At 64.5% G+C, this 26331-nt stretch carries 27 protein-coding genes and 1 riboswitch; of the genes, 17 read left to right on the plus strand and 10 right to left on the minus strand.

Annotated elements, in window-relative coordinates:
* Nucleotides 1-50 precede the first annotated feature (50 nt).
* On the minus strand, nucleotides 51-1292 hold the full coding sequence (locus HU751_RS23485; protein WP_186734537.1) for an ATP-grasp domain-containing protein: 1242 nt from the start codon (nucleotides 1290-1292) through the stop codon (nucleotides 51-53).
* Between the two features lie 322 nt (nucleotides 1293-1614).
* On the opposite strand from HU751_RS23485, the gene HU751_RS23490 reads away from it, so the two are divergent.
* Entirely contained in the window at nucleotides 1615-2523 is a 909-nt protein-coding gene (locus HU751_RS23490) for a LysR family transcriptional regulator (RefSeq protein WP_186734538.1), read from the plus strand.
* Between the two features lie 52 nt (nucleotides 2524-2575).
* Here HU751_RS23490 and preA read toward each other — a convergent pair whose 3' ends face one another.
* From preA to hydA, 3 genes are all read right to left on the minus strand, one after another.
* Nucleotides 2576-3850: an NAD-dependent dihydropyrimidine dehydrogenase subunit PreA gene (gene preA / locus HU751_RS23495; RefSeq protein ID WP_186734539.1), complete on the minus strand. Its 1275-nt coding sequence runs from the start codon at nucleotides 3848-3850 to the stop codon at nucleotides 2576-2578.
* Nucleotides 3851-5218, minus strand: a complete 1368-nt coding sequence (locus HU751_RS23500) for an NAD(P)-dependent oxidoreductase (protein ID WP_186734540.1) — start codon at nucleotides 5216-5218, stop codon at nucleotides 3851-3853.
* Nucleotides 5219-5423: 205 nt separating this feature from the next.
* Nucleotides 5424-6863, minus strand: a complete 1440-nt coding sequence (gene hydA / locus HU751_RS23505) for a dihydropyrimidinase (protein WP_186734541.1) — start codon at nucleotides 6861-6863, stop codon at nucleotides 5424-5426.
* 617 nt (nucleotides 6864-7480) lie between these two features.
* Between hydA and HU751_RS23510 the strand changes: the two genes are divergently transcribed.
* From HU751_RS23510 to HU751_RS23530, 5 genes are all read left to right on the plus strand, one after another.
* The gene (locus HU751_RS23510; protein WP_050706415.1) at nucleotides 7481-8971 is read left to right on the plus strand and encodes an NCS1 family nucleobase:cation symporter-1; all 1491 of its coding nucleotides are present in this window, start codon (nucleotides 7481-7483) and stop codon (nucleotides 8969-8971) included.
* Between the two features lie 65 nt (nucleotides 8972-9036).
* Nucleotides 9037-10323 carry a Zn-dependent hydrolase gene (locus tag HU751_RS23515; protein WP_186715086.1) on the plus strand — a complete coding sequence of 429 codons (1287 nt, stop codon included), beginning with the start codon at nucleotides 9037-9039 and terminating at the stop codon, nucleotides 10321-10323.
* Between the two features lie 105 nt (nucleotides 10324-10428).
* Nucleotides 10429-10923, plus strand: a complete 495-nt coding sequence (locus tag HU751_RS23520; RefSeq protein ID WP_050706389.1) for an isochorismatase family protein — start codon at nucleotides 10429-10431, stop codon at nucleotides 10921-10923.
* Entirely contained in the window at nucleotides 10920-11609 is a 690-nt protein-coding gene (locus HU751_RS23525; protein WP_186734542.1) for a response regulator transcription factor, read from the plus strand. The genes HU751_RS23520 and HU751_RS23525 overlap by 4 nt, the downstream gene beginning before the upstream one ends.
* Before the next feature lie 5 nt (nucleotides 11610-11614).
* Nucleotides 11615-12787, plus strand: coding sequence for an ATP-binding protein (locus HU751_RS23530; protein ID WP_225933376.1), 1173 nt, complete (start codon nucleotides 11615-11617; stop codon nucleotides 12785-12787).
* Between the two features lie 75 nt (nucleotides 12788-12862).
* Here the strand turns inward: HU751_RS23530 and HU751_RS23535 are convergent, their stop codons facing one another.
* Both HU751_RS23535 and HU751_RS23540 read right to left on the minus strand, forming a co-directional pair.
* Nucleotides 12863-13504 (minus strand): DUF1109 domain-containing protein, encoded by a 642-nt coding sequence (locus tag HU751_RS23535; protein WP_186734543.1) that lies wholly within the window; start codon nucleotides 13502-13504, stop codon nucleotides 12863-12865.
* A complete protein-coding gene (locus HU751_RS23540; protein ID WP_186734544.1) occupies nucleotides 13491-14078 on the minus strand; it encodes a sigma-70 family RNA polymerase sigma factor in 588 nt (195 codons plus the stop codon). Before HU751_RS23540 ends, HU751_RS23535 begins: the two co-directional genes overlap by 14 nt.
* Before the next feature lie 214 nt (nucleotides 14079-14292).
* On the opposite strand from HU751_RS23540, the gene HU751_RS23545 reads away from it, so the two are divergent.
* Genes HU751_RS23545 through HU751_RS23560 form a run of 4 tightly spaced genes read left to right on the plus strand, consistent with a single transcriptional unit; the run spans nucleotide 14293 to nucleotide 16648 of the window.
* Complete coding sequence (locus HU751_RS23545; protein ID WP_186734545.1) at nucleotides 14293-14568, plus strand: BufA1 family periplasmic bufferin-type metallophore; 276 nt, start codon at nucleotides 14293-14295, stop codon at nucleotides 14566-14568.
* A 16-nt stretch (nucleotides 14569-14584) separates the two neighbouring features.
* Nucleotides 14585-15418, plus strand: a complete 834-nt coding sequence (gene bufB / locus HU751_RS23550) for an MNIO family bufferin maturase (RefSeq protein ID WP_437181062.1) — start codon at nucleotides 14585-14587, stop codon at nucleotides 15416-15418.
* Nucleotides 15415-16170, plus strand: a complete 756-nt coding sequence (locus tag HU751_RS23555) for an HvfC/BufC N-terminal domain-containing protein (protein ID WP_186734546.1) — start codon at nucleotides 15415-15417, stop codon at nucleotides 16168-16170. Before bufB ends, HU751_RS23555 begins: the two co-directional genes overlap by 4 nt.
* A 10-nt stretch (nucleotides 16171-16180) precedes the next feature.
* A complete protein-coding gene (locus HU751_RS23560) occupies nucleotides 16181-16648 on the plus strand; it encodes a DoxX family protein (RefSeq protein ID WP_186734547.1) in 468 nt (155 codons plus the stop codon).
* Nucleotides 16649-16697: 49 nt separating this feature from the next.
* Here the strand turns inward: HU751_RS23560 and HU751_RS23565 are convergent, their stop codons facing one another.
* Nucleotides 16698-18890 carry an OsmC domain/YcaO domain-containing protein gene (locus HU751_RS23565; protein ID WP_186734548.1) on the minus strand — a complete coding sequence of 731 codons (2193 nt, stop codon included), beginning with the start codon at nucleotides 18888-18890 and terminating at the stop codon, nucleotides 16698-16700.
* Between the two features lie 186 nt (nucleotides 18891-19076).
* Here HU751_RS23565 and HU751_RS23570 point away from each other — a divergent pair, with 186 nt between their 5' ends.
* Both HU751_RS23570 and HU751_RS23575 read left to right on the plus strand, forming a co-directional pair.
* Complete coding sequence (locus tag HU751_RS23570) at nucleotides 19077-19898, plus strand: hypothetical protein (RefSeq protein WP_186734549.1); 822 nt, start codon at nucleotides 19077-19079, stop codon at nucleotides 19896-19898.
* Nucleotides 19899-19987: 89 nt separating this feature from the next.
* Nucleotides 19988-21589 carry a hypothetical protein gene (locus HU751_RS23575; protein WP_186734550.1) on the plus strand — a complete coding sequence of 534 codons (1602 nt, stop codon included), beginning with the start codon at nucleotides 19988-19990 and terminating at the stop codon, nucleotides 21587-21589.
* A gap of 43 nt (nucleotides 21590-21632) precedes the next feature.
* Here the strand turns inward: HU751_RS23575 and HU751_RS23580 are convergent, their stop codons facing one another.
* Together HU751_RS23580 and HU751_RS23585 are read right to left on the minus strand one after the other, a co-directional pair.
* Nucleotides 21633-21977: a hypothetical protein gene (locus HU751_RS23580; protein ID WP_186734551.1), complete on the minus strand. Its 345-nt coding sequence runs from the start codon at nucleotides 21975-21977 to the stop codon at nucleotides 21633-21635.
* Nucleotides 21978-22031: 54 nt separating this feature from the next.
* Entirely contained in the window at nucleotides 22032-22226 is a 195-nt protein-coding gene (locus tag HU751_RS23585; protein ID WP_186734552.1) for a DUF1289 domain-containing protein, read from the minus strand.
* Between the two features lie 156 nt (nucleotides 22227-22382).
* On the opposite strand from HU751_RS23585, the gene HU751_RS23590 reads away from it, so the two are divergent.
* The 5 genes from HU751_RS23590 to HU751_RS23610 all read left to right on the plus strand — a co-directional run bounded on the left by HU751_RS23590 (nucleotide 22383) and on the right by HU751_RS23610 (nucleotide 25687).
* Nucleotides 22383-22835, plus strand: a complete 453-nt coding sequence (locus HU751_RS23590; protein WP_186734553.1) for a thiol-disulfide oxidoreductase DCC family protein — start codon at nucleotides 22383-22385, stop codon at nucleotides 22833-22835.
* Nucleotides 22832-23239: a DoxX-like family protein gene (locus tag HU751_RS23595; RefSeq protein WP_186734554.1), complete on the plus strand. Its 408-nt coding sequence runs from the start codon at nucleotides 22832-22834 to the stop codon at nucleotides 23237-23239. The genes HU751_RS23590 and HU751_RS23595 overlap by 4 nt, the downstream gene beginning before the upstream one ends.
* 134 nt (nucleotides 23240-23373) lie before the next feature.
* A complete protein-coding gene (locus tag HU751_RS23600) occupies nucleotides 23374-24132 on the plus strand; it encodes an ABC transporter permease (RefSeq protein WP_186734555.1) in 759 nt (252 codons plus the stop codon).
* A 2-nt stretch (nucleotides 24133-24134) separates the two neighbouring features.
* A complete protein-coding gene (locus HU751_RS23605; protein WP_186734556.1) occupies nucleotides 24135-24890 on the plus strand; it encodes an ABC transporter permease in 756 nt (251 codons plus the stop codon).
* 11 nt (nucleotides 24891-24901) lie between these two features.
* Nucleotides 24902-25687: an ABC transporter ATP-binding protein gene (locus HU751_RS23610; protein ID WP_186715068.1), complete on the plus strand. Its 786-nt coding sequence runs from the start codon at nucleotides 24902-24904 to the stop codon at nucleotides 25685-25687.
* Between the two features lies 1 nt (nucleotide 25688).
* Here the strand turns inward: HU751_RS23610 and crcB are convergent, their stop codons facing one another.
* On the minus strand, nucleotides 25689-26066 hold the full coding sequence (gene crcB, locus HU751_RS23615; RefSeq protein ID WP_186734557.1) for a fluoride efflux transporter CrcB: 378 nt from the start codon (nucleotides 26064-26066) through the stop codon (nucleotides 25689-25691).
* A 73-nt stretch (nucleotides 26067-26139) separates the two neighbouring features.
* Nucleotides 26140-26201: riboswitch (Fluoride riboswitch) on the minus strand.
* Nucleotides 26202-26331: the final 130 nt, after the last annotated feature.

Here is a 26331-nt window from a genome sequence, read left to right on the forward strand (position 1 = left end):
TTGTTGCCGGAGGGCGTCAGCAATGAAGGAAAAATCGAGCGAGGCCAGACTCAGGCCGGAGTGGCGACTTCGATGCCCGCCCAGTCGCAGCTGGCATGGAACCAGCGCTCCACCTCGGCGAGCCGCAGCTGCAGTTCACGCTCGTCACGCCCCGCGACGATGGCGTTGAAGATTTCCGAGTTGGTGAACTCCATCGAACGGTAGGTGGTCATCCGGCTTGCCGAGATGCGGTGCTCCAGCACCTCGTCGAGCGTGCACTCGGTCGGTACCGCGCGCAGCAGGCCCACCCGCGGCGGAATGCTGATGTGCCCGACCATCTGTCGCGGCTCGCTCATCGCCGCCGGGCGATACGCCGGGTCACGCAGCGCCCGCAGGAATGCCATGCGCGGATCGAGGCCCCAGGCATGGGTGATCTCCTGGTTGAAGAACACCCCGCCCAGACGCGAAGCGATCTCGCACAGGACGATCTCGTCCTGCTCGTCGACAAACAGTTCCAGGTGAAAGAGCATGGTCGGCTCGGAGGGCAGCACATCCTCGACCAGCGTTCGTGCATAGCGCACCAGACGATCGCGCATCGGGTTGCCGGCATCGAGCATGTGCAGGTCGTGGGACTTGCCGCCGAGAAAATCCAGCGCCGAGGTCATCACCCGTACCGGCGACACCAGGATCGGCTTGCCGTCGATGTACAGGCCGTTGACGATGTAGTGACTGCCGCGCACGAAACGCTCGATCATCAGATTGTGGAAGGTGGTCGACGGTTGCCGGGCCAGCCACTGGCGCAGTTGGGCCAGGTCGCGCAGCACTTCCACGCCGTTGGAGCCTCGGCCGTCGCGCGGCTTGACCACCACCGGAAAACCGTGCGCCTCGCTGAAGCGCAGCGCTTCGCTGGCATGGGGCAGAGGCGCCATCTCGGCAATCTTCAGGCCTCGGTCACGGGTACGCTGTTTCATGAAGAACTTGTCGCGGTAGAACATCGCCCGCCCCTCGGCACCCGTGCTGACACCGAGGCGATCGTTGATCCGCGCGACACGCAGCACATCGATCTCGGCCAGGGCCACGCACAAGGGCGCTGTCAATCCACGGGCCAGTTCATGCACATCCACTTCGACCAGCGCATTGTCGTTGAAGTTGTCGAACAGCCGGTACGCCACTTGATCGCCGAGGTGCGCGGTGATTTCCCGGGCCCGGGAGCTGCAGCTCAGCAGCAGCCCTCCCTCGCCAAGCGCGGCGGTCCAGCTGGCAGCGTCGTGCTGGAGAATGATCTTCGGCGGGCAGAAAACGATGAGCTGCATAAGGCGTTCCTTGCATGACGACATTGTCGTGAATATCCCCGATCAGGGAGCGATTGGCCGGATTCTGCGAAGGAAACCTGAGAAAATGCCAATACCGATTCGGTCGCCATTGATACTTGCAGGGTCAGGATGCTGACGAACGGATCAGCGTCTGCGGCGATGGAGGCATACCGCACATCGGCCAAGTAACAGGATGTTTCGAAGACAACCACGCAAAAGCATCCCTGCCCCCTCGTCAAGCTTTCCCGATGCCTTATAAGATGGACCAGGGATTGGATCCAATGGCATGCCCGACCAACTGACTGACACCTCAAGGACGAAGATGATGGACCTACGTCGCCTAAGCTGTTTTCTGCTGGTCAGCGAGGAATTGCACTTTGGCCGGGCAGCGGCCCGCCTGCACATGGCCCAGCCGCCATTGACCCGGCAGATATCGGCACTGGAAAGCGAACTGGGCTTTCGCCTGTTCGACCGCAGCACGCGCCATGTCACGCTCACCGCCGAGGGTCGGCAGTTCCTGCCGTATGCCCGCTCGGTGCTGGAGCAGGTCGACCTGACCACCGCCATCAGTGCCAAGCTGGCGGCCGGGGCCGCCGGACACCTGGCGCTTGGCCATGCCAGTTCGATCGCGCTGTCGGAGGTCTTCAGCCATTCCATCCAGGCGTTCTGCTCGGCCAATCCGGATGTGCAGTTGACCGCGGAGGAAGGGGCCTCCAGCACCCTGCTGCCGCAACTCGTCGAAGGCCGCCTGGACATCGCCATGAGCCGCATGCCGCCCCCCGACGATGATGCGCGGGTGCAGGTCCTGAGCCTGGGCAGCGAGCCTCTGATCGCCGCCATCGCCAGCGACAATCCCCTCGCCCGCCGCCAGCAGGTGAGCCTGGCCGAGCTGAGTGCCTACCCGCTGATCACCTTCCCCAGTGACTACGGCTCGGGCCTCTACGAAATCCTCGACCCACTCTACCGCCGCCATGGCGTGCGGCCTCGCCTGGGGCCGGCCGGACGGCAGATCACCTCGATCATCGCCCTGGTGGCCGCAGGCCGTGGCGTGGCGGTGGTACCGCATTGCACCCGCAACCTGGGCAGGCGTGACGTGACCTATCTGCCCCTGGCCGAACCCGAGGCCTGCGCGCCACTGCTGGTGCTGACCCGCCGGCATGAACGCAGCCCGTTGGTGCGGGCGTTCCTCGAGGTGATCGGGCAAACCTCACACAGCGGCCTGTACGGCTAGGCAAGAGCTCGCTCCCACGAGAGAACTGCGTGAGGTCTGCCTTGCGCCGACCTCAACCCGCCTCGCGATAGGGATTACGGGGATCCTGCGTCCAGTTCATGTACGGCTTGCCGGTGTCCTGCGCCTGCATGTCGATGCAGCCCTCCACCGGGCAGGTGATCTGGCACAGGTTGCAGCCGACGCACTCGGCCTCGATCACGCTGTAGGCGTGGGTGCCATCGGCCTTGAGGGTACTGGCGATGGCCTGGTGCGAGGTGTCCTCGCAGGCGATGTGGCAGCGCCCGCAGCCGATGCAGGCGTCCTGGTCGATGTGCGCCACCGACTGGTAGTTGATGTCCAGGTACTTCCAGTCGGTGGTGTGCCCCACGGCCAGGCCGCGAAACGCCTCGAGGTTGCGGTGACCGTGCTGGTCCATCCAGCGCGCCAGGCCGTCCTTCATGTCGTCGACGATGCGAAAGCCATGCAGCATCGCCGCCGTGCACACCTGCACCGCGCCACTGCCCAGGGCGATGAACTCGGCGGCGTCGCGCCAGGTACCGATACCACCGATGCCGCAGATCGGCAGGCCTTGGGTCTCGGGATCACGGGCGATTTCCGCGACCATGTTCAGGGCGATCGGCTTGACCGCCGAACCGCAATAGCCGCCATGGGTGCTCTGGTCGCCGACGATGGGGTGGGCGACCATGCGGTCGAGGTCGACGCTGGTGATCGAGTTGATGGTGTTGATCAAGGACACCGCATCCGCCCCGCCCCGGTGCGCGGCACGCGCCGACTGGCGGATATCGGTGATGTTGGGGGTGAGCTTGACGATCACCGGCAGCGCGCAGTGGGTCTTGCACCAGCGGGTGACCATCTCCACGTACTCCGGCACCTGGCCGACGGCCGCGCCCATGCCGCGCTCGGGCATGCCGTGGGGGCAACCGAAGTTGAGTTCGATGCCGTCGGCGCCGGTGGCCTCCACCAGCGGCAGGATGAACTTCCAGGATTCTTCGATACACGGCACCATCAACGACACGATCAGCGCGCGGTCAGGCCAGTCCTTCTTCACCTGGGTAATCTCGCGCAGGTTGATCTCCAGCGAGCGGTCGGTGATCAGCTCGATGTTGTTGATGCCCTGCACCTGGCGGTTGGCGCCGAAGTGCGCCGAGTAGCGCGACGACACGTTGACCGCCGCCGGATCCTCGCCCAGGGTCTTCCACACCACCCCGCCCCACCCGGCCTCGAAGGCGCGGACCACGTTGTAGGCCTTGTCGGTGGGTGGCGCGGAGGCCAGCCAGAACGGATTGGGTGCCTTGATGCCGGCGAATTCGATGGACAGGTCGGCCATTTACGCAGCCTCCACGTTGAGCATGAGTTGGGCATGGATGGCTTCGGCGGCCAGCTTGCCATGTTGCACCGCCTGGACGGTAAGGTCCTGGCCCAGCGCGGTGCAGTCGCCGCCGGCGTAGATCCCGGGGACCGAGGTCTGCATATGCGCATCCACCTGGATGCGCTCGCCGTCGCGGGCCAGTTGCGCCGCCAGCGGGTCAGCCAGGCTTGCGTCGTCGAAGCGTTGGCCGATGGCCTTGAAGATCGCATCGGCGGCCAGCTCGAAGGTCTCGCCGGTATCGCCCAGGCGTCCATCGACCAGTTGCGTGCGCGCGAAGCGCATGCCGCGCACGCGCCCGGTATCATCCAGCAGCACGGCCTCGGGCCGGGCCCAGGTGTGCAGGCGTACCTGGTTGTGCTTGGCGATCTCCTGCTCATGATCGGTGGCGCCCATGTCGGACACGCCACGGCGGTACACCAGGTTGACCTCGCGGGCGCCCAGGCAACTCATCTGCACGGCCATGTCGATGGCGGTGTTGCCGGCGCCGAGCACCAGGCAGCGGTCGGCCAGCGGCAGCTGGGTGAGGTCGTCGGCCTGGCGCAGCTCGCGGATGTACTCGGTGGCGGCGAGCAGGCCTGGTGCGTCTTCGTCCGCCAGGCCCAGCTGGCGCACGGCAGCCAGGCCCAGGCCAAGGAACACCGCGTCGTACTGGGCATGCAGCTCGCCCAGCGACAGGTTGGCGCCCAGGCGCTGGCCATGGCGGATCTCGATACCGCCGATGCCCAGCAGGAATTCCACTTCGCGCTGGGCGTAGTCGTCCACCAGCTTGTAGCGGGCGATGCCGTACTCGTTGAGGCCACCGGCTTTCTCCCGCGCCTCGAAGATCACCACGTCATGGCCGTGCATGGCCAGGCGGTGCGCGCAAGACAGCCCGGCCGGGCCGGCGCCGACCACGGCGATACGCTTGCCGCTGGCCGGCGAGCGCTGGAACGGATGCTCGGTGAAGCCGGCGTGGTCCAGGGCGTAGCGCTGCAACTGGCCGATCAGCACCGGCGCGCATTCCTGGGCGTTGTTGCGCACGCAGGCCTGCTGGCAGAGGATCTCGGTCGGGCACACCCGGGCGCAGCTGCCGCCGAGGATGTTGGCCGAGAGGATGCGTTCGGCGGCGCCCTGCAGGTTCTCGTCACTGATGCGGTGGATGAACGAGGGGATGTCGATCTCGCTGGGGCACGCATTGACGCAGGGCGCGTCGTAGCAGTACAGGCAGCGCGCGCTCTCGACGGCGGCCTGGCGGGCGGTGAGCGGGGGCGCAAGGTCGCTGAAGGCCTCGGCCAACTGGTCGGCGCCGGCCCGGGGGCGCGGCAAGTGGTTCAGGGCGTCGATCACGGTTGTAGCCTCTCTCGTTTTTATTGGAGGCGGCGGTGGTCAGGCGCCGGTCCGTTCTGGGGGATGGCAGTCAACAGGAGCATGTGTGTTGTTATCAGGGGGCACTTTGCGCCCCTTTCGCCGGCAAGCCGGCTCCCACAGGGTCTGCGGTACGTCTGTGGGAGCCGGCTTGCCGGCGATAGGGCTGCGCAGCAGCCCAACGGCTTCAGCGCTGAACCGGCGTCGGTTTCTGCCGCTCGGCCCGGCGTTCCAGCACCTCGTACACCGACGGATACGCCGGTCGCTCCACGTAGCGCCCTGCGCCCGGCTCGGCGCGCAGGTCGCCATCGGCCCAGAGCACCTTGCCCTGGCTGATGGTGTGGCTGGGGATGCCGCGCACGGTGCGGCCTTCGAAGATGTTGAAATCAACCCGCTGGTGATGGGTCTGGGCGCTGATCGTGCGCGTGCCCTGCGGATCCCACAGCACCAGGTCGGCGTCGGCGCCGACGCGGATCGCGCCCTTGCGCGGGAACAGGTTGAAGATCTTCGCGGTGTTGGTGGAGGTCAGCGCGACGAACTCGTGGATCGACAGGCGCCCGCTGTTCACCCCGGCATCCCACAGCACCGCCATGCGGTCCTCGATGCCGGCGGTGCCGTTGGGAATGCGGCTGAAATCGTCGCGGCCCATGGCCTTCTGCTCGGCGCAGAAGCAGCAGTGGTCGGTGGCGGTGGTGTGCAGGTTGCCCGACTGCAGCCCCCCCCACAATGCGTCCTGGTGCTCGCGCGGGCGGAACGGCGGGCTCATCACGTAGCCGGCAGCGGTGGCCCAGTCCGGGTCGCGGTAGACGCTGTCGTCCAGCAACAGGTGGCCCGGCAGCACCTCGCCGTATACCGGCTGGCCCTTGGCCCGGGCATAGGTGATCTCGTCCAGCGCCTCGCGGCTGGAGACATGCACCAGGTACAGCGGCGTGCCGAGGGTCTCGGCGATGCGGATGGCGCGGCTGGCGGCCTCGCCCTCGACCTGCGACGGGCGTGACAGCGGGTGCGCCTCGGGCCCGGTCAGGCCCTGGGCCAGCAGCTTTTTCTGCAGGTGATACACCAGCTCGCCGTTCTCGGCGTGCACTGTCGGCACCGCGCCCAGTTGCAGGCAGCGTTCGAAGCTGGCCACCAGGGTGTCGTCGGCGGCCATGATCGCGTTCTTGTAGGCCATGAAGTGCTTGAAGCTGTTCACCCCATGCTTGGCCACCAGCTCACCCATCTCCTCGGCCACCTGCTCGCTCCACCAGGTGATGGCGACGTGGAAGCCGTAGTCGCTGGCGCTCTTCTGCGCCCAGCCGCGCCAGGTGTGGAACGCCTCGAGCAGCGATTGCTGCGGATTGGGGATGACGAAGTCGATGATCGAGGTGGTGCCCCCGGCCAGGCCCGCAGCGGTGCCGCTGAAGAAGTCCTCGCTGGCCACCGTGCCCATGAACGGCAGCTGCATGTGGGTGTGCGGGTCGATGCCGCCGGGCATCAGGTACTGGCCAGAACCGTCGAGGACTTCGCAATCAGTGGGGGTTTCGAGGTGGCTGCCGATGGCGCGGATCAGGCCGTCGACACACAGGACATCTGCACGGTAGCTCTCTTCATGGGTAACCACGGTGGCGCCACGGATCAACAGGGACATGCCGTTTTCCTCGCAGGCTGACCGGTCTTTTGGCCGGTTCTTGGAATTGTTTCGGGCCGGGCGCTGGAGGCGATTCACTCAATCCTGTCAGGCCTGACAAGAATCGAGGCTAGTATCTGATCGGATATTGATCAAGAAAAAATCTATGCAAATTTCCTATTTTGTATCTTGTTGATTATTAACAATAATTTATATAAATCACCAAAATGTGACACCCCTTCACTATTTTGACGCACTTGACAGGAAGCCAAATTGGTCAAGATTTCCTATGCAAAATCAGCTGTTTGTTTCCTGGCTGGATGGCGCAGGCCGCGCCGGTGGTTTTCCAGGTTGCACCCGTTTGAACCACGCGGGTGATGGACCGGCCAGACGGACGGCGTACCAGGGTGCCCACCCCACCCTCGTCGTCGCGCTGAAGAATGCCTTTGCAAGACAGTGAGTTACCTCCGGTTGGCGGCGGCCGCCGGGAAGGCGCGGGCTTTCCCGGCACGTTTGTTGAAAACGCAGGCCACAACCGCCTGGCCGGGCCGGAGGTGCAGTACTGCTGGTGTGTGTACTCCGGCCATCGCGTCAGCCCGATGAGCGACAACTACAAGAAAAAAGACCTGGAGAACCCCATGCAACAGAGCAGATCGCAAGTGGTCGAGCAGCATGGCCTGTTCGAGCTCGACGCCGGCAGCGACGTCCTCGATAGCCCCCGCTACAACCACGACATCGCCCCGACCAAGGTGCACCAGCGCACCTGGAACAAGTGGCACATCACCGCGCTGTGGGTGGGCATGTCCATCTGCGTGCCCACCTACACCCTCGGCGGCGTGCTCACTGCCTACTTCGGCCTGAGCGTGGGCGAGGCGCTGCTGGCGATCCTGCTGGCCAACCTCATCGTGCTGATTCCGCTGACCCTCAACGCCTTCCCCGGGACCAAGTACGGCATTCCCTTCCCGGTGCTGCTGCGCGCCTCGTTCGGCGTGTTCGGCTCCAACGTGCCGTGCCTGATCCGCGCCGTGGTGGCCTGCGGCTGGTTCGGTATCCAGACCATGTTCGGTGGGCTGGCCATCCACCTGTTCCTCGGCTCGCTGTTCCCCGAGTGGAAGGCACTGGGCGGCACCGGCGAGGTGATCGGCTTCATGCTGTTCTGGTCGCTGAACCTGTGGGTGGTGCTGCGCGGCGCCGAGTCGATCAAGTGGCTGGAGACGCTGTCGGCGCCGCTGCTGGTGGCGGTCGGAGTCGGCCTGCTGTTCTGGGCGCTGCCGCACATGTCGATGAGCGAGCTGCTGGCGCAGCCGCCCAAGCGCCCCGAGGGCGCCAGCGTGGTTGGCTACTTCTGCGCCGGGCTTACCGCCATGGTCGGCTTCTGGGCCACGCTGTCGCTGAACATCCCCGATTTCAGCCGTTACGCGAAGAGCCAGAAGGACCAGATCCTCGGGCAGATCTTCGGCCTGCCGCTGACCATGTTCCTGTTCGCTTCGCTGGGCGTGATCATGACCGCCGCCTCCGCCTCGCTGGTGGGCCAGACGGTGTCCGACCCGGTGAGCCTGATCGGCCATATCCAGAGCCCCGGCTGGGTGGCCCTGGCCATGGCGCTGATCATCATCGCCACGCTGTCGACCAACACCGCGGCCAACATCGTCTCGCCCACCAACGACTTCCAGAACATCGCCCCACGCCTGATCGGGCGCAGCCGCGCGGTCTGGCTGACTGGCTTCATCGGCCTGGCGCTGATGGGTCACGAGCTGCTCAAGAAGCTTGGCTGGATCGTCTCCGACCTGAGCCTGGAGAGCGTGTACTCCAACTGGCTGCTGGGCTACTCCAGCCTGCTTGGGCCGATCGCCGGGATCATGGTGGTGGACTACTTCCTGGTGCGCCGCCAGCACCTGGACCTGGCCGGGCTGTACCGCGACGACGTGTACCCGGCCTGGAACTGGGCCGGGTTCGTCGCCTTCGGCGTGCCGGTGGCACTGACCGTGATGGCCATCGGCAACAGCAGTTTCAGCTGGTTCTACGACTATGGCTGGTTCACCGGCTCGCTGCTTGGCGGCGGGCTCTATTACGCACTCGGCGGCCTCGCGGTGCGCGGGCCGGCGCGGCTGGCGAAACCTTTGCCGTGATGTAGCGCATCGCGGGGCAGCCCGCTCCCACGTGATGCTCATAACAACAGTCTGAGGAGACACCCATGACCACCCTCGCCAAGGAAGTCCTGCAATCGAGCAAGCACCACATCGACAGCGCCCGCCTGTGGCAGTCCCTGATGGACCTCGCCCGCCTCGGCGCCACGGCCAAGGGCGGCGTCTGCCGCCTGGCGCTGACCGACCTCGACCGCCAGGCCCGCGACCTGTTCGTGCAGTGGTGCGAAGCGGCCGGCTGCACGGTGAGCATCGATGCGGTCGGCAACATCTTCGCCCGCCGCCCCGGGCGCAACGCCAAGCTGCCGCCGGTGATGACCGGCAGCCATATCGACACCCAGCCCACCGGCGGCAAGTTCGACGGTTGCTTCGGCGTGATGGCCGGACTGGAGGTGATCCGCACCCTCAACGACCTGGGCGTGGAGACCGAGGCGCCGTTGGAGGTGGTGGTGTGGACCAACGAGGAAGGCTCGCGCTTCGCCCCCTGCATGATGGGCTCGGGGGTGTTCGCCAGCAAGTTCACCCTCGAGGAGACCCTGGCCAAGCGTGACGCCCAGGGCGTGAGCGTCGGCGAGGCGCTGAACGCCATCGGCTACGCCGGCAGCCGCGTCGTGACCGGCCACCCGGTGGGCGCCTACTTCGAGGCGCACATCGAGCAGGGCCCGATCCTCGAGGACCAGCGCAAGACCATCGGCGTGGTGCTCGGTGCCCTCGGCCAGAAGTGGTTCGACCTGACCCTGCGCGGTGTCGAGGCCCACGCCGGCCCCACCCCCATGCACCTGCGCAAGGACGCCCTGGTCGGCGCCGCCGCCGTGGTCGAGGCGGTCAACCGCACCGCCCTCGCCCACCAGCCCCACGCCTGCGGCACGGTCGGCTGCCTGCAGGCCTATCCCGGCTCACGCAACGTGATCCCCGGCGAAGTGCGCATGACCCTGGATTTCCGTCACCTCGAAGGCCAGCAACTGGACGCGATGATCGCCGAGGTGCGCCAGGTGATCGAGGCCACCACCGCCAAGCACGGATTGAGCTACGAACTGGTGCCCACTGCCGACTTCCCGGCCCTGTACTTCGACAAGGGCTGCGTCGAGGCGGTGCGCGACTCGGCGCGCAACCTGGGCCTGGCGCACATGGACATCGTCAGCGGCGCTGGGCACGACGCGATCTTCCTCGCCGAGCTGGGCCCAGCCGGGATGATCTTCGTGCCCTGCGAGGGCGGGATCAGCCACAACGAAATCGAGAACGCCGCCCCCGAGGACCTCGCGGCCGGCTGCGCGGTGCTGCTGCGGGCGATGCTGGCGGCGTCGGAGGCGATTGCCAGCGGGCGGTTGGCGGCCTAGCAGCTTGTATGAGCCCTGGCTGGGCACGGTGCCAGCCCCTTGGCGCAAAATTCCCGCGCGCGGCGGTATACTCGCCCACCTTCGAACCGCGCCCGGGAATCCGCCATGCAGCAAGTCCTGCTCATCGTCGATGTGCAATCCACCTTCAGCCCCTCCGAGAAACTGGTGGATGGCATCCGCGTGTTGTCGGCGCACATCCCCACCATCGCCTCGATCGAGCTGCACGACGAGCAGGTGACCCCGTTCCAGCGCCAGCTCGGCTGGCACCCGGCTGCTGAGGACGTGGCCCTGGTCGAGGCGGACAAGGTGTTCGTCAAGCATGGCTATGGCCAGACCGCCGAGACACTGGACTACATCAAGCGCCTGGGCGTCGAGCGCGTGCTTGTGTGCGGGCTGCAGACCGAGACCTGCGTACTGGCCGCCGGCTTCGCCCTGTTCGATGCGGGCCTGACGCCGACGCTGGTTACCGACCTGACCATGGGCTCCTCGCTGGACCGTTCCGGGCAGCTGGGCATCGACCTGTGGAAACACCATTTCGGCCACGTCACCACCGCCGCCGAGGTACTGGCCGGGCTGCGCGACCCACGAGGCAACCCATGACCGCCAAGCGCGTATTGATCGTCGAGGACGACGCCGATGGTGCAAGCATCCTCGAGGCCTACCTGAAGCGCGACGGCTTCGAGGTGGACATCGCCGAAGACGGTGCCCGTGGGCTGGCCCTGTTCCGCCAGCGCATGCCGGCGATCGTGCTGCTGGACATGATGCTGCCGAAAATGTCCGGGCCGGAGCTGCTGACCGAGATCCGCCGCGGCGCCGACACCCCGGTGATCATGGTCACCGCCATCGGCGACGAGCCGGACAAGATCGGCGCCCTGCGCTACGGCGCCGACGACTACGTGGTCAAACCCTGCAACCCCAAGGAAGTGGTGGCCCGGGTACACGCGGTGCTGCGCCGCTACGGCGCGCCGGCCGACAGTCGCCAGCGCCTGGAGTGCCAGGGTGTCTGGGTCGATGCAGAGCGCTTCGTGGCTGGAGTGCGGGCCGGCGATGGCGAAGAGCAGGTGCTCGACCTGACCCGTTCGGAACTGCTGCTGCTCGCCGCGCTGCTGCGCACCCCGACCAAGGCCTTCAGCCGCGAGGAACTGCTGGAGCTGTGCATGCCCGAGAGCGATGCACTGATGCGCATCATCGACACCCACGTGCTCAACCTGCGGCGCAAGCTAGCGGCCCTGGGCGTGACTGGCGTGCTGGTGACCGTCCGCTCCGTAGGCTACCGATTCCGCTGACCGCCATGCGCAAACGTCCGCTGTGGCTGTGGGTCGGCCTGAGAATGACCCTGCTCGCCGTCGGCGCGGTGATCACCATCACCGTGTGCATGTACCTGTACTTCTGGATCAGCGACTTCCTGGTGCTGCAGTCGATGCGGCCCGAGGACCGCGCCGCGATGCTGGCCGGTCTGGCCGATGTGCCGCGCAACGAGTCCAGGCTGTGGCAGTTGCTGCAGACCTACTACGACATCCACGACTTCCTTCCGGGTCCCGGCAACAGCATCGACTGGCTGGTGCTGTACGGTTTCGTCATCGTGGTCATCCCGTTCACCCTGATGGTCGGCCTGTACCTGTCCAGGCCGCTGTCCCGGCAGTTCCGCCAGATCGCCGTTGGGGCACGGCGGGTGGCCGAGGGCGACCTCAGCGTGCGGGTCAGCCAGCACCCGCGCCAGCCCAAGGAAATGCAGCGCCTGTGCACCGACTTCAACAAGCTGGTCGAACGCCTGGCGCTGTACGAAAGCGAAGTGGCCGAGTCGAGCTCCAACCTGGCCCATGAACTGCGCACCCCGCTCAATGCCGCCCTGGGCCGGGTACAGGGCATGCTCGATGAGGTGTTCCCGCTGTGCCCCGAGCAATTGCGCCTGGTGCAGAACCAGCTGTACAACCTCAATACCCTGGTGGGCGACCTGCACCTGCTGTCCCTGGCCCATGCAGGGCAATTGTCCCTGCACATCAGCCGGTTCTCCCCGGCCAGGCTGGTCGAGGAGCGCCTGGCCTGGTTCGCGCCGCAGTTCGAGGCCGCCGGGATGCAGTTGCACACGGCGCTGGCCGATGACGTGGTGATCGAGGCCGACCCGGCGCGGGTCGGCCAGCTGATCAACATCCTGATCGAGAATGCCCTCAAGTACGCCTCCGACGGCCGCGAGCTCAGCGTCGCCGTGCGCCAGGCCAAAGGCTGCGTGCAGCTGGAATTCCTTGATCGTGGGCAAGCGGTCGAGCAGAAGGACCTGGGCAACATGTTCGTGCGCTTCTGGCGCGCGGAGCAGTCGCGGGCGCGGGTCAGCGGTGGTGGTGGTCTGGGCCTGTCGATCGCCCAGGCCATCTGCGAGGCCCATGGTGGCCGCATCTCGGCGCAGCGCAGGAGCGAAGGCGGGCTGGCACTGCAGGTAACATTGCCTCTGGTCACGACAGCCTGAAGGCTTAACACGTTGCCCTGTAGGAGCGGCCTTGTGCCGCGAAAGGGCTGCGCAGCACCGCAACCCCGCACCCGATCACCAACGCAGCAGTCGTGGCCCTGCCAACGCCCCGATTACGGTCGGCAACAAGATCCCCAGCAGGTACCACAGCCCCCAGAACGGCACCGCCATTTCCGGGCAGTGCAGGCAGTACACGAGGGTCGCGGTGGATCCAGCGAGCAACCCACCGGCTGCGCCGGCCTGGCGCAGCCGGGTCGGCGCCAGGCCGCGCAGGGCCCAGAACACGGCGGCGAACACGGGTGCCGAGAGCAGGGCGATGTTCAACGCGCAGGTGCGCCAGGTGCGGCCGAAGATCAGGTCGGCGCGGGCTTCCACTGGCGCGCCGGCCAGGCTGACGGCGGCCCCCAGCCATACCAGCAGCAGCGGCAGGCCGAGCAACCCCCACAGCGCGCCACCGCGCACACCCGGCCTGGCCAGGCGCTGGGTCAGCCACAGGGCCAGCAGGCCCAGGCTGGTGGGCAAGGCCAGCTTGGCCCAGAACAGCGGCGTGCGCGCCACCTCGGCCAGATCGCTGCGCACGCCGTAGATGGCCACGGTCATCAGCAACGCGCCCAACATGCCGGCCAGCAGCGCCAGCAGCAGGCGACGCGCCAGCGCATGACGATCCACCGGCTCTGCGGCGGTCGCCAGAAGGCTGATCAGCTCATCGGTCTTCATGGTCGTCTTTACCTCGAATCAACCTTCCCAGGGCCTTGAGCCCCCGGTGTATGCCCACCTTCACCGCCGAACTGGACAGCCCGGTGATACGTGCGGTTTCCTCCACCGACAGCCCCTCCAGCTTGACGTGGACGATGGGCAGGCGCTGGCGGTCGGGCAACTGCCCGAGCAGCTTGTTCAGGTCCCGGCTGGCCTGGGCCGGCTCTTCATCAGCACAGGCGAACAGCTCGCTGTCATCCTCCAGCGGCTCATGGCGCGCCTCACGCCGGGCCTGGCCGCGCCAGTGGTCGGCCAGCTTGTAGCGGGCAATCGCCTGCACCCAGGCGGTCAACGGTTGCTGCGCCTGGTAGGTGTGACGGGCATTGTGCACCGCCAGCAGCACCTCCTGCAGCAAGTCCTCGACTTCGGCCGGCCGCTGCGCCAGGCGCCGACGCAAAAAACCACGCAGGTGCACCGCCAGCGCCGCGAGGAATTCGCGATAGGCCCCGGCGTCACCGGCCAGCCCAAGCAATAGCAGGGCCTGCAGCTGCGACTCGCGTGCGCTGAGCACATCCTGTGGGTTAGTTCGTTGCATCGGCCGCCGGGGTTACACCGTCTGTGGGTTTCTTTTTTATCCAACCATCGCCGCAACGCCCTGCGCAAGCACCGACGCTACCTCCTTACCTTAGGAGGCCGGCACAGGTGGCGAAAAATATTTTGCAGGCGCTGTAACCGCCTCGCCCATCGCCGCGAACTACTCCATGAGCCGCCGGTACCTCGCCACGGCCCCACCTTCTGGAGACGACACCATGAAAACCCTCGCCCTCGCCACCGCCGCCCTCGCCCTCGCCTCGCTGGCAGGCGCAGCCCTGGCCGACGACACCACCAAGGCGGCCACCATGGAGAAATGCTACGGCGTGGCCATGGCCGGCAAGAACGACTGCAAGGCCGGCGCCGGTACCACCTGCGCCGGCAGCGCGAAAAAGGACTACGACGGCATGCAGTGGAAAAACGTGCCTGCGGGTACCTGCACCTCGATCAAGACCCCCAACGGCATGGGTTCGCTGACCCCGATCAAATCCTGAGCACAGGCCATCGACCATGAACGGAAAGACGCCGATGGGCGCAGGGCTCGGCCTGAAGGCCGAGCACTATGACCAGGCCTGGGCCTGCCACGCCGAAGGGTTGTGGTTCGAAGTCCATCCGGAAAACTACATGGTCGGCGGCCCTCGCCTGGCCTGGCTGGCGCGGATGGCCGAGCGCCATCCGCTGTCGCTGCACGGCGTGGCACTGTCACTGGCGGCGGATGCCGAACCTGACGCCACGCACCTGCGACGCCTGCGTACCCTGATCGACCAGGTACACCCGGCCCTGGTGTCGGAACACCTGGCCTGGTCGACCTGGCGCGGCCAGTATCATCCGGACCTGCTGCCCGTCCCCCGCAGCGACGAGGCCCTGGCCCGCATTGCCGACAACATCCAGCGCACCCAGGACGCTTTGGGGTGCCGCATCTCCATCGAGAACCCCAGCCACTACCTGCACCTGCAGGGCCATGACCTGGATGAGATCGACTTCCTCGCCGAGCTGGTGCGACGCACCGGCTGCGGCCTGTTGCTGGACGTCAACAATGTGTACGTCAGTGCCCACAATCTCGGCTTCGATGCCGCCGACTACCTCGCCCGCTTCCCTGTCCAGGCCATCACCGAGATCCACCTGGCCGGACACAGTCATGACGCCCAGGGCACACTGCTGGTCGATTCCCACGATGCCGCCATCGCCGCGCCGGTGTGGTCGCTGTACCAGCAGTTGATCGCCCGCATCGGTCCGCGTCCGACCTTGATAGAACGCGACGGCAACATCCCCGCGTTCGACGAACTGCTCGCCGAACGCGCCCTCGCCCAGGCCACCCTCGACCTGGCAGGAGCCTTGCCATGAACCTCAGCCTCGGCCAGTTCCAGAACACCTTCATCGACGCGCTCTACCAGCGTCCCGCGCCTGAGCTGGCGGCATTGACGGCGCAGCCCGCGTTCGCCGTGTATCGCAACACAGTGCTGGCCGGTTGCGTCGAGGCCCTGCGCGCCAACTTTCCGAGCGTCGAAACACTGGTCGGGCAGCAATGGATGCACGACACCGCCGCGGAATATGCCCGGCAATCGCCGCCCTGTGACGTGCGGCTGATCCGCTATGGCGCGGCATTTCCGGCGTTTCTCGAGGCATTGCAGCCGGTTCATGGTCTGTCTTACCTGGCGGATGTCGCACGGCTGGATTTCGCCTGGTGCGAAGCGTTCAGTACCGTCGACGATCCTTGGCTGACATTGGCCGACCTGGCCGGCATGACCGCCTCGGACCTCGAACGCAGCCACTTGAGCCCGCGAACCGGCGTACGCTGGCACTGGTTCGACCAGCACCCTGCCTACAGCCTCTGGCACCACAGCCGCGACGCCAGGGCCTGGCCCGAGGATCAGCCTTGGGTGGCCGAGGGCGCCCTGCTCAGCGGCGACCACGAAGGCGTCGTCCACCAGCCGTTGAACCTGGGGGGATGCACCTTCCTCGATGCCTGTGCCGCCGGCTGCACATTGGACAAAGCCTCACAGCTCGCCCTGCACGCCCAACCTGACCTGGACTTCAGCGACCTGCTTGGCAGGCTGCTGAATGCCCGGGCCCTGCGCCCGCTCGCCTTCACCTGAGGAAAACGCCATGGACATCAGCCACGCCAGCCCATCGCCCCACGGCCTGCGCCTTTACTGGAACCTCGTCGCCGAACAACTGCAACGCCTGCTCGGCGACAGCGTCCTGTGCCTGGTCGCCCGCCTGGGCATCGCCTCGATCTTCTTTCTGTCCGGTCGGACCAAGGTCGAAGGCCTGCTGAGCATCACCCCCGGCACCTACGAGCTGTTCCAGAGCGAGTACGCCTTGCCGCTGGTATCACCCTGGCTGGCGGCGCACCTGGCGACCTATGCCGAGCACCTGTTCCCGCTGTTGCTGGTGCTCGGCCTGTTCACCCGACTGTCGGCCCTGGCCCTGCTGGGCATGACCCTGGTGATCGAGATCTTCGTCTACCCGGATGCCTGGCCCACCCACCTTTCCTGGGCCGGCCTGCTCCTGCTGTTGATCGCCCGGGGCGGCGGGGCACTGTCCCTGGACCGGGTATTGCGGTTGCGCTAAAGAAAAAGGGTCGCCAAGCGACCCTTTTCATTCATTCGAGCGACTCGGTTCAGAGCCCGGCCGCCCGCGCCCGCGCCGCGTGCAGCTTCTTGTAGCTTTCAACCAGGCGCAGGTGGCGGTCCAGCCCTTCGAGCTGCAGGTTGGTCGGCGTCAGCCCATGGAACCGCACGCTGCCGTCAACCGAGCCCAGCACCGCGTCCATCCGCTCATTGCCGAACATGCGACGGAAGTTGTGCTCGTAGTCGGCCATCTCCAGCTCATCGTCCAGCACCACCTCCAGCACCACGTTCAGCGCCTGGTAGAACAGCCCGCGCTCGACGGTGTTGTCATTGAACTGCAGGAACATCTCGACCAGCTCCTTGGCCTCCTCGAAGCGCTGCAGCACCAGGTGGATCAACAGCTTCAGTTCGAGGATGGTCAACTGGCCCCACACCGTGTTGTCGTCGAACTCGACGCCAATCAGCGTGGTGATGGTGGTGTAGTCATCCACCTCGGCGTTGTCCAGGCGCTTGAGCAGCAGCTTGAGCGAACGGTTGTCCAGCTTGTGCAGGTTGAGGATGTCGGCACGGAAACCCAGGGCGCGGTTGGTGTTGTCCCAGATCAGGTCCTCGACCGGGTAGATCTCCGAATAGCCCGGCACCAGGATGCGGCAGGCGGTGGCGCCGAGGTCGTCGTACACGGCCATGTACACCTCCTTGTCCAGGTCCTCGAGGATGCCGAACAGGGTCTGCGCCTCCTGCTGGTTGGAGTCCTCGCCGTGGCCCGAGAAGTCCCACTCGACGAACTCGAAGTCGGCCTTGGCGCCGAAGAAGCGCCACGACACCACGCCGCTGGAATCGATGAAGTGCTCGACGAAGTTGTTCGGCTCGGTCAGCGCCAGGCTGTCGAAGGTCGGTTGCGGCAGGTCGTTCAGGCCCTCGAAGCTGCGGCCCTGGAGCAGTTCGGTAAGGCTGCGCTCCAGCGCCACCTCGAAGCTCGGGTGGGCGCCAAACGAAGCGAACACGCCGCCGGTGCGCGGGTTCATCAGGGTCACGCACATCACCGGGAACTCGCCGCCCAGCGACGCGTCCTTGACCAGCACCGGGAAGCCCTGCTCCTCCAGCCCCTGGATGCCGGCGACGATGCCCGGGTACTTGGCCAGCACCTCCTGCGGCACGTCCGGCAGGCACAGCTCGCCTTCGAGGATCTCGCGCTTGACCGCCCGCTCGAAGATCTCCGACAGGCACTGCACCTGCGCCTCGGCCAGGGTGTTGCCGGCGCTCATGCCGTTGCTCAGGTACAGGTTCTCGATCAGGTTGGACGGGAAGTACACCGTCTCGCCGTCCGACTGGCGCACGAACGGCAGCGAGCAGATGCCACGCTCCTTGTTGCCCGAGTTGGTGTCGTACAGGTGCGAGCCGCGCAACTCGCCATCGGGGTTGAAGATCGCCAGGCAGTGCTCGTCGAGGATCTCGGCCGGCAGCGCGTCCTTGGGGCCTGGCTTGAACCACTGCTCGTTGGGGTAGTGCACGAACGCCGCGTTGGCGATGTCCTCGCCCCAGAACTGGTCGTTGTAGAAGAAGTTGCAGTTCAGCCGCTCGATGAACTCGCCCAGCGCCGAGGCCAGCGCCGCTTCCTTGGTCGCGCCCTTGCCGTTGGTGAAGCACATCGGCGACTGCGCATCGCGCACGTGCAGCGACCAGACGTTGGGCACGATGTTGCGCCACGAGGCGATCTCGATCTTCATCCCCAGGCCCGCGAGGATCGCCGACATGTTGGCGATGGTCTGCTCCAGCGGCAGGTCCTTGCCCGGGATGTAGGTGCTGGTATCCGACACCGGCATCAGCAGCGCCTGGGCGTCGGCGTCGAGGTTGTCGACTTCCTCGATGATGAACTCGGGGCCGGTCTGCACCACCTTCTTCACGGTGCAGCGGTCGATGGAGCGCAGGATGCCCTGGCGGTCCTTCTCGGAGATGTCCTCGGGCAGCTCGACCTGGATCTTGAAGATCTGGTTGTAGCGGTTCTCGGGGTCGACGATGTTGTTCTGCGACAGGCGGATGTTCTCGGTCGGAATATCGCGGGTCTGGCAGTAAAGCTTGACGAAGTACGCCGCGCACAGGGCCGACGAGGCCAGGAAATAGTCGAACGGCCCCGGGGCCGAGCCGTCGCCCTTGTAGCGGATCGGCTGGTCGGCGATCACCGTGAAGTCGTCGAACTTGGCTTCGAGACGAAGGTTGTCGAGAAAATTGACCTTGATTTCCATGCGCAGGGGTACCAAAAGCGGGCGGGAACGGATAAATGGCGGGCATTATCCGGGATTTTTGCCGGGAAGTGTTGAAACGCACCTGAACGAGCAATTTCCCGTCACAGGATTGAGCGCCTCATCCCTCATCCCTCCTTGCGCGTCAGCCGAGCGCTGCAAGGCTTTAGTAGTATCAACACCTCAGTCATGGCAGAGTGCCATCCTGCTTTGTACGAAAAGTGCCTGCGCGACGATCAGGCTGCATTGAAAACAAGCTCGGAATGCTCATTTGCAACCCGCAAAGTCGAGCGCGACTCCGAGCGTACCTCGCCTGTTTTCGCCTTGCCTGATCGCCGCTCAGCGACTTTTCATACAAACCCTGGCAGCGGTCACTACGTCAACCAAGAGGTACAAGGAATGATACTCAGCGACGCACAAGCGAAAGCGATCCTCGAGGACAAAGGGAAATGGCCGGGACGAACCAACGCCTGGCCAATTCCGGGATATAAAGGTTACTGGATCAAAGCCTGTCCACACCCTGCAAAACGCCCGTTCCTGCACTCGCCGGGAGCTACAATCCTGAAGACATGGCCGGACGGCATGTACCTCTATGTCCACATCCCCAGTGGTTTTGCGGACGTCATCGCGATTGAGGTTTGTTGCAACAACCAAAATTTCAATGACAAGCGATCCAGATACACGCCCGTGTCGGGAAATATCCACATCACGCTCCCCCATGAATGGCTTGATTCGCCAACGACAGTGCAGAAAGGTGGTCAGCGAAAAACCTGGGAGGCTTCAGGCTGGTTCGAGCACAAGCCGAGCGCAGACATAACCTTGTCAATTCGACACCTGCGCACATTATTTGTATTGACCGATGAAGATTATAGGGCTTTTGGAAACAACCACCTTCCAGCAGGACACGAATACTTCTGCCGACATCGAGACCTAGGCCAGATCAACCATCAGGATATGCAAGCTTTTATAAAAGGAATGGCACTAATGAGACATTTCAAGGTGCGCCCTTGACTCATTCGATGACGCTGCTGTCAAAACAGCTCCCTTGGTAGACCGCTCCGCTTCGACTAGCAGCCTTTGCTATACAACTAGGAACACCAATGACTTACTGTGTAATATGGAAAACCGAGCATGCGGCTTTCATTGCCGCTGACAGTGCGGTGACCAGCTATGGCAACAATATAAGCGGCAACCCCAAAGGCGCATCTTCTCTGGGCCAGCACCAAGGACTCATTGCTGGGACAAAATATGTATGCGAGGGAGCCTTCAAGATTTTCAGAACTACCAGTGTTGCACTCTGCTTGTCGGGCGATTTGGAATTTGGCCTATCCTTGGTCAACCTGACCTTGACCCACCTGGAGAACAACAAGTCACCACATGAGGCCCTCACTCTCGCCTGTAACAACTTCCCTGACTTCAACCAGCGACCGCCAGTGAAGATAGCAGCTGTCCATTGCGCTCCTGAGCCGACCATTACCGTTCTCGATACGCTTGCGCAAAATCCTGTATCGATAGCAAATCAACTGGTGGAGCTGGGCAGCCCACCTAGAGATTTAAAGCAGTATACCAGTGTATTTCACAAGGCCTTTCATGATTGCTGGAAGGAAGAAGTGAAAACGCATGAAAAAGCCAATGAATTCATGCTGATCCGCATGCTTGCGTTACTGCAGATATATGGAATGCATAATCCAACATTGTCTGACAACGGCATTGGCGGCAGTTTCACGGGCGTACATGTCACCACGAAGGGCGTTCACGAGCAGCCCGATATCTGTTATCTGCTGTGCGGAGAATTGCCATACCTGGGTGATTCCACCTGCACACTAACACGAACAAAACCAGATCATTTCTGCATTGTAAACACCCATATGTGCCTGACTATCGGCAATGGACAAGACAATAGGAAAACCTGCGATGATGCCTTGGATGAATCCCTACTCGAGGCGCAGCGGATATTTGACTCCGGCCGATTCGACTACGTGGTGATCCTCAACAAGTCCAGACACACAGCAACAGCCATCCAAATGGACAGGCAACTGCACCATACTTTGCTCAGCCTGGACACCTCTGACGACGAGGCCGGCAGTTTGGGGTTCGTCTTCAGTAAAAAACTGGAGAAGTTGATCAATGATAATTACGAGGCAATTGACGCCCCGCGCTATGCAGCCATCGCTTTCAGCAGTTTCGAAGCACCTCCCAGCGCGATTATTGAGGAGCACGAAGACGTCGTTAACGAACTAAAATCTCGAGACCTGCAGCTATATTCAAGCTATCCGCTGGTATTTTCTATTCATGATGAAAAGAACATCGTCGACTCCTATCTGGGATGCACGACTACCGTGATGCCTTTTATCAAACATTTCAGAAATCAACACCACTTGAGTTTCTCGGACTGGCGTACAGGTGAACTCAAACTGGAGTATAAAAATGGCTACCTCAGCGACATCCCAGCAGACTTCCCGCTGGACGAGCACCTCGAAATCATCCCAGCGAAAGACAATGAATTCGATATCTATGCATTCATCCTCGAACCTGCCTCACGCCGATTTTCTCCACGCAGTAGCCAAGTACTTGCTCATGACTGGGATGAGGCAGAGGAGTTCATAAGATTCGAAGTCGATGATGAACCTGAAAAGCGCTACACGATTCGTCGAACTCGAAAGATATTCTATCACCAGGCTTACAACCGTCCGACAATCTGATCGACCAATGACGTCAAGTGCGAGAAAGACTCAGACTACTTGTTCATGCTGCCCGAAAACTCCAGACAATCTCGACCACCCGCGACGCCAGGATCAGGTAGACCAGGCACAGGATCACCTGCAGTACCGTGTGGTAGGGCAACTTCGCCAGGCGGTGCAAGGTATCGCTGACATTCAGCAGAAACAGCAGCGCCGACACCAGGATCAACCCCCAACCGGTGAAACTGAACACCCACAGCCCCAGCAGGACCTGCTGGTTGCCGTGGATCGCCTCGGTGCCTGCGGCGAACAGCAGCGCGCACACCAGCAGGTTCTTGAAATTGTCGAAGACCTTGGCACTGAGGTCGGCGTCGAGCAGTGCGAGGTACTTTTGCCAGAGTCTGCGCATGGGCGCTCTCCCACGGAAACGGTCGTCAGCGCAAGTCTAGGTGTTCGGCGTCTCTCAGATCGAACGCCTGGCGTTTTTCTTGACGATAGCCTTCATCCGCGTCGCGGCCCGCTGTACGGTCGCCATCTTCTCCGGGCGTTTCATGCCCCGCCATTTGCGGATCTCGTCCCGGGTACGGCCGCAGCTCACGCACAACTCGCTGTTGAGCTGGCACAGCGAGACGCAGGGGTTGTCGATGTCTTTGGCCATGGGGCGCTCCACTGTCGGGCGCGCATGATAACGGTTCGGCTATCGTCCTTGAACCGACCAATCCCCGAGTGGGCGCTTTGCCCCCTGCGCCGGTGGCTCGCCATTTCCCGCTCAAGCCCTCTAAAATGCCACTTCCAGCCTGAACGGAAGCAAGCCATGCCCGCCTCACTGATACGCCCTTCCCCTGCCCCACTGCTTGCGCCTGGGGAAACCGTGTTGCTGTTCGACGGCGTGTGCAGGCTGTGCAACGGCTGGGCGAGGTTCGTTATCCGCCATGATCGCCACCTGCGTATCCGCCTGGCCACGGTCCAGTCAGCGCAAGGCCAGGCCCTGCTGGCCTGGGCAGGCCTGCCGGTGACTGCGTTCGACACCATGGCGGTGATCCGTGATCGACACTACTGGGTACGCTCCGAGGCCTTCTTCGAGGTGGTGCGCCAACTGCCCGGCGCCTGGCCGCTGCTGCGCGTGCTGCGCCTCTGTCCCCGCAGATTGCGGGACTGGCTGTACGACCGCGTGGCGCTCAACCGCTATCGGCTGTTCGGCCGATACGAGCAATGCCTGCTGCCCAGCCCGGACCACCAGCGTCGTTTCCTCGAGGAGCAGCCATGAACCGTCAAAACCAGGTCCATTGGCTGGCCCGGGCCAGCCTGGCCTTCGTGTTCGCCTACCATGGGCTGGTGCCCAAGCTGATCATTCTCAGCCCCGGTGAACAGGTGCTGCTGCAAGCTCACGGGCTGGCACACGCCACCTGGTTGTCACAGGCCGCCGGCGTGGCCGAACTGGCGCTCGCCGCCCTGCTGCTGGTGCAACGGCTGGCCTGGCCGTTACTGGTCGGCGCAGCGGTACTGCTGGGCCTGCTGGTGGATGTAGCGGTGATGCAACCCTCGATGCTGGTGGATGCCTTCAACCCGGTTTCGCTGAATGTGGCGGGGATGGCGCTGTGTGCCGTGGCCTGGCTTTCCCGCCAGGACGCCGCAAGCCAGTCCCCCGCGAATATCCCGGGCCATTGCTGAGCGACTGTTGCCACAGCAACACCCCACTGCTGCGCCACCAGCAACCCCGCTCGCAGCCCCTGTAAAACCGTAGCCTGATCCCTGGCACGGCGATTGCGATACCTCGGTATCACCCGCCGTGCACAAGGTTCGCCATGTCCCCATTCAAAGCCCTCACCTGGCTGGTCTCGCCCCTGGCCCTGCTCGCCTTGTGGGCTGCGGTCGCCGACGCCGCACTGTTCCCGGCCAACCTGCTGGTGCCACCCCTGGAGGTCTGGCGCAGCTTCGCAGACCTGCTGGCCACCGGCGAATTGCAGGAACACCTGGCCGGCAGCCTGTCGCGCCTGTCGCTGGGCTTCGCCGCCGGCGCGCTGGCCGGCCTTGCGTTCGGCACGGCCATGGCCCTGTCGGACACGGTCGAGGCCTATTGCGCGCCGCTGTTCCATACCCTGCGGCAGATCCCCAGCATCGCCCTGATCCCGATGCTGGTGCTGCTGCTGGGCATCGACGAGACCTTCAAGGTGGTGATCGTCGCCAAGACTGCGTTCTTCCCGGTGGCCCTGGCCACGGTCGAGGGCATCCGCGCCATCCCCCGCAGCCACTTCGAGGTGGCCGCGGTGTACCGTCTGCGCTGGCCGACCCTGGTCGCACGCATCGCCTTGCCCGCTGCTGTGCCAGCCATCGTCACCGGCGTGCGCGTGGCCCTGACCCGCGCCTGGGTGGTGCTGGTGGCCTGCGAGTTGCTGGCGGCCGACAGCGGCCTGGGGCAGATGATCGAGATGGGCCGGCAGATGCTGCGCATCGATGTGGTGATGGTGGGCGTGGCGATCACCGGAGTGATCGGCTTTGCCCTGGACTTCTCGCTGCGCCGTGTCGAGCGGCGTCTGTCCGGCTGGCAAGTGGCCGGGAGGTGATGATGAAACTGCGCAACCTGCGTGGCCTGCTGCTGCCACTGCTGCTGATCGGCGCCTGGGAACTGGCCTCGCGCCAGGACGCCGCCGGCGCCTATGCGTTCGTGCCACTGGCGACCATCGGCGACGCCCTGGTGGAACTGCTGGGCAACGGCGAGCTGCTGGTCAACCTGCTGGCCAGCCTGGCCCGCACCAGTGCCGGCCTCGCCCTGGGCATCGTCGGTGGCGTCGCTCTGGGCGCGCTGATGGCCCTGTCGCCCCTGGCCAACCGCCTGGTGGCACCGCTGTTTCACGCCCTGCGCCAGGTGCCGATGCTCGGCTGGATCCCGCTGATCGCCCTGTGGCTGGGCAACGGCGAAGCATCGAAGCTACTGATCGTCAGCCTGGCGGCGCTGTACCCGATGGTGCTCAACACCTTCGAGGGCCTGCGCCAGGTCGATGTGCGCCATCGCGAAGTCGGCCAGGTACTGGCGCTCGGGCGTTGGCAGCAATTGCGCCTGGTCCTGCTGCCCGCCGCCCTGCCGAGCATCGCCACCGGCGTGCTGCAGGCCCTGGCCTTCGCCTGGGTCACGGCGGTCGGCAGCGAGCTGTTCCTCGCCTCCGGCGCCGGCCTGGGCAACCTGATGATGAACGCCGAGGCCGGCGCACGCATGGAGATCATCGTGATCTGCGTGCTGTGCATCGGCCTGTGCGGCTACCTGATGACCTGGCTGTCCACCCTGCTCGCCCGCCGCCTGCTGCGCTGGCGCCCCACCCGTTGAAAGGCCCGACCATGAACGCCATCGCCCCATCCTTTCCCGCCCACGTGCAGACCGGCGCGCTGAGCATCCGCAACCTGAGCAAGACCTACCCGCTCAAGGGCCGGCCCGTGCCGGTGCTGCAAGGCATCGACCTGGACATTCGCCCCGGCGAGTTCGTCAGCATCCTCGGCGCCAGCGGCTGCGGCAAGTCCACCCTGCTGCGCCTGATCGTCGGCCTGGACCCGGACTACCAGGGGCAGATCCTGCTCGACGGCCAGCCGCTGAACGGCCCGGGCCTGGAGCGCGGCATCGTGTTCCAGGACCACCGCCTGTTTCCCTGGATGACATTGCAGCAGAACATCGCCCTGGCCTTGAAGAACCATGACCTGGGCACGGCGCAGAAGCAGCGCCTGGTCGACGAGCACATCGCCCTGGTCGGCCTGCGGGGCTACGAGCAGGCCTATCCGCACCAGCTCTCCGGCGGCATGGCCCAGCGCGGCGCGATTGCCCGGGCGCTGGTGAACAAGCCCAAGGTGTTGCTGCTCGACGAGCCCTTCGGCGCCCTCGATGCCCTGACCCGCGTGCGCTTGCAGCAGGAGCTGCAGCGCATCTGGGTGCAGGAGCGCTGCACGGTGATCATGGTTACCCACGATATCGAGGAGGCCTTGTACCTGGGAGACCGGGTGATCGTGATGGAGGCCAATCCGGGGCGCATCGGCGAGCAGGTGCAACTGGAGCTGGCACATCCGCGACAACGCGATACGGCGCTGTTGTTCCAGCACAAGCAGCGCCTGCTGGCGCAACTCGTCGGGCATTGACTCACCCCAGCCAGCGCACCAGGGCAAAGCCGGTGAAGGTCATCAACAGCGAGCCGAGCACATGGGCCAGCACCGTGGCCATCGCCCAGCCGGCGCGGCCGTGCATGAGCATCGACAGCACTTCGGCGGAGAACGTCGAGAAGGTGGTCAGCCCGCCGCAGAAACCCGTGGTGATCAGCAAGCGCCAGGCCGGATCGAGGTTGGGGAAGCGCAGGAAGAAGGCCATTGCGCCGCCGATAACGAAACCACCGACGAGGTTGACCAGCAAGGTGCCCAACGGCATGCCGGGAAACAGCGAATTCAGGCGCAGGCCAAGGATCCAGCGCAATACGCAACCGGCACTGCCACCGACGACAACGGAAATGAACGAGAGGTACATCGACAAACTCCAGGAAAGGTCCGAAAGACCCCCATGGAGAGAGACAGGCACAGGCCTACGCACCCTCCAAGGGGGTTGCGTAGGCATCATCAGCGCTGAGGCGGTTCAAGGAGGAATGCCATCTCCTGAGGGACGATGCTACGGGGCGACACCTTCGCTTGGCAACATTTCGATGCAAAAATGCAACACACACCTTCGCCCGCACCGTTAGAATGGCCGCCTGGCGTGTGCTGCGTGCGCCCGGGAGCCTTCCCGAATACGGAGA

The sequence above is a fragment of the Pseudomonas peradeniyensis genome (assembly GCF_014268935.2).
Classification (GTDB): domain Bacteria; phylum Pseudomonadota; class Gammaproteobacteria; order Pseudomonadales; family Pseudomonadaceae; genus Aquipseudomonas; species Aquipseudomonas peradeniyensis.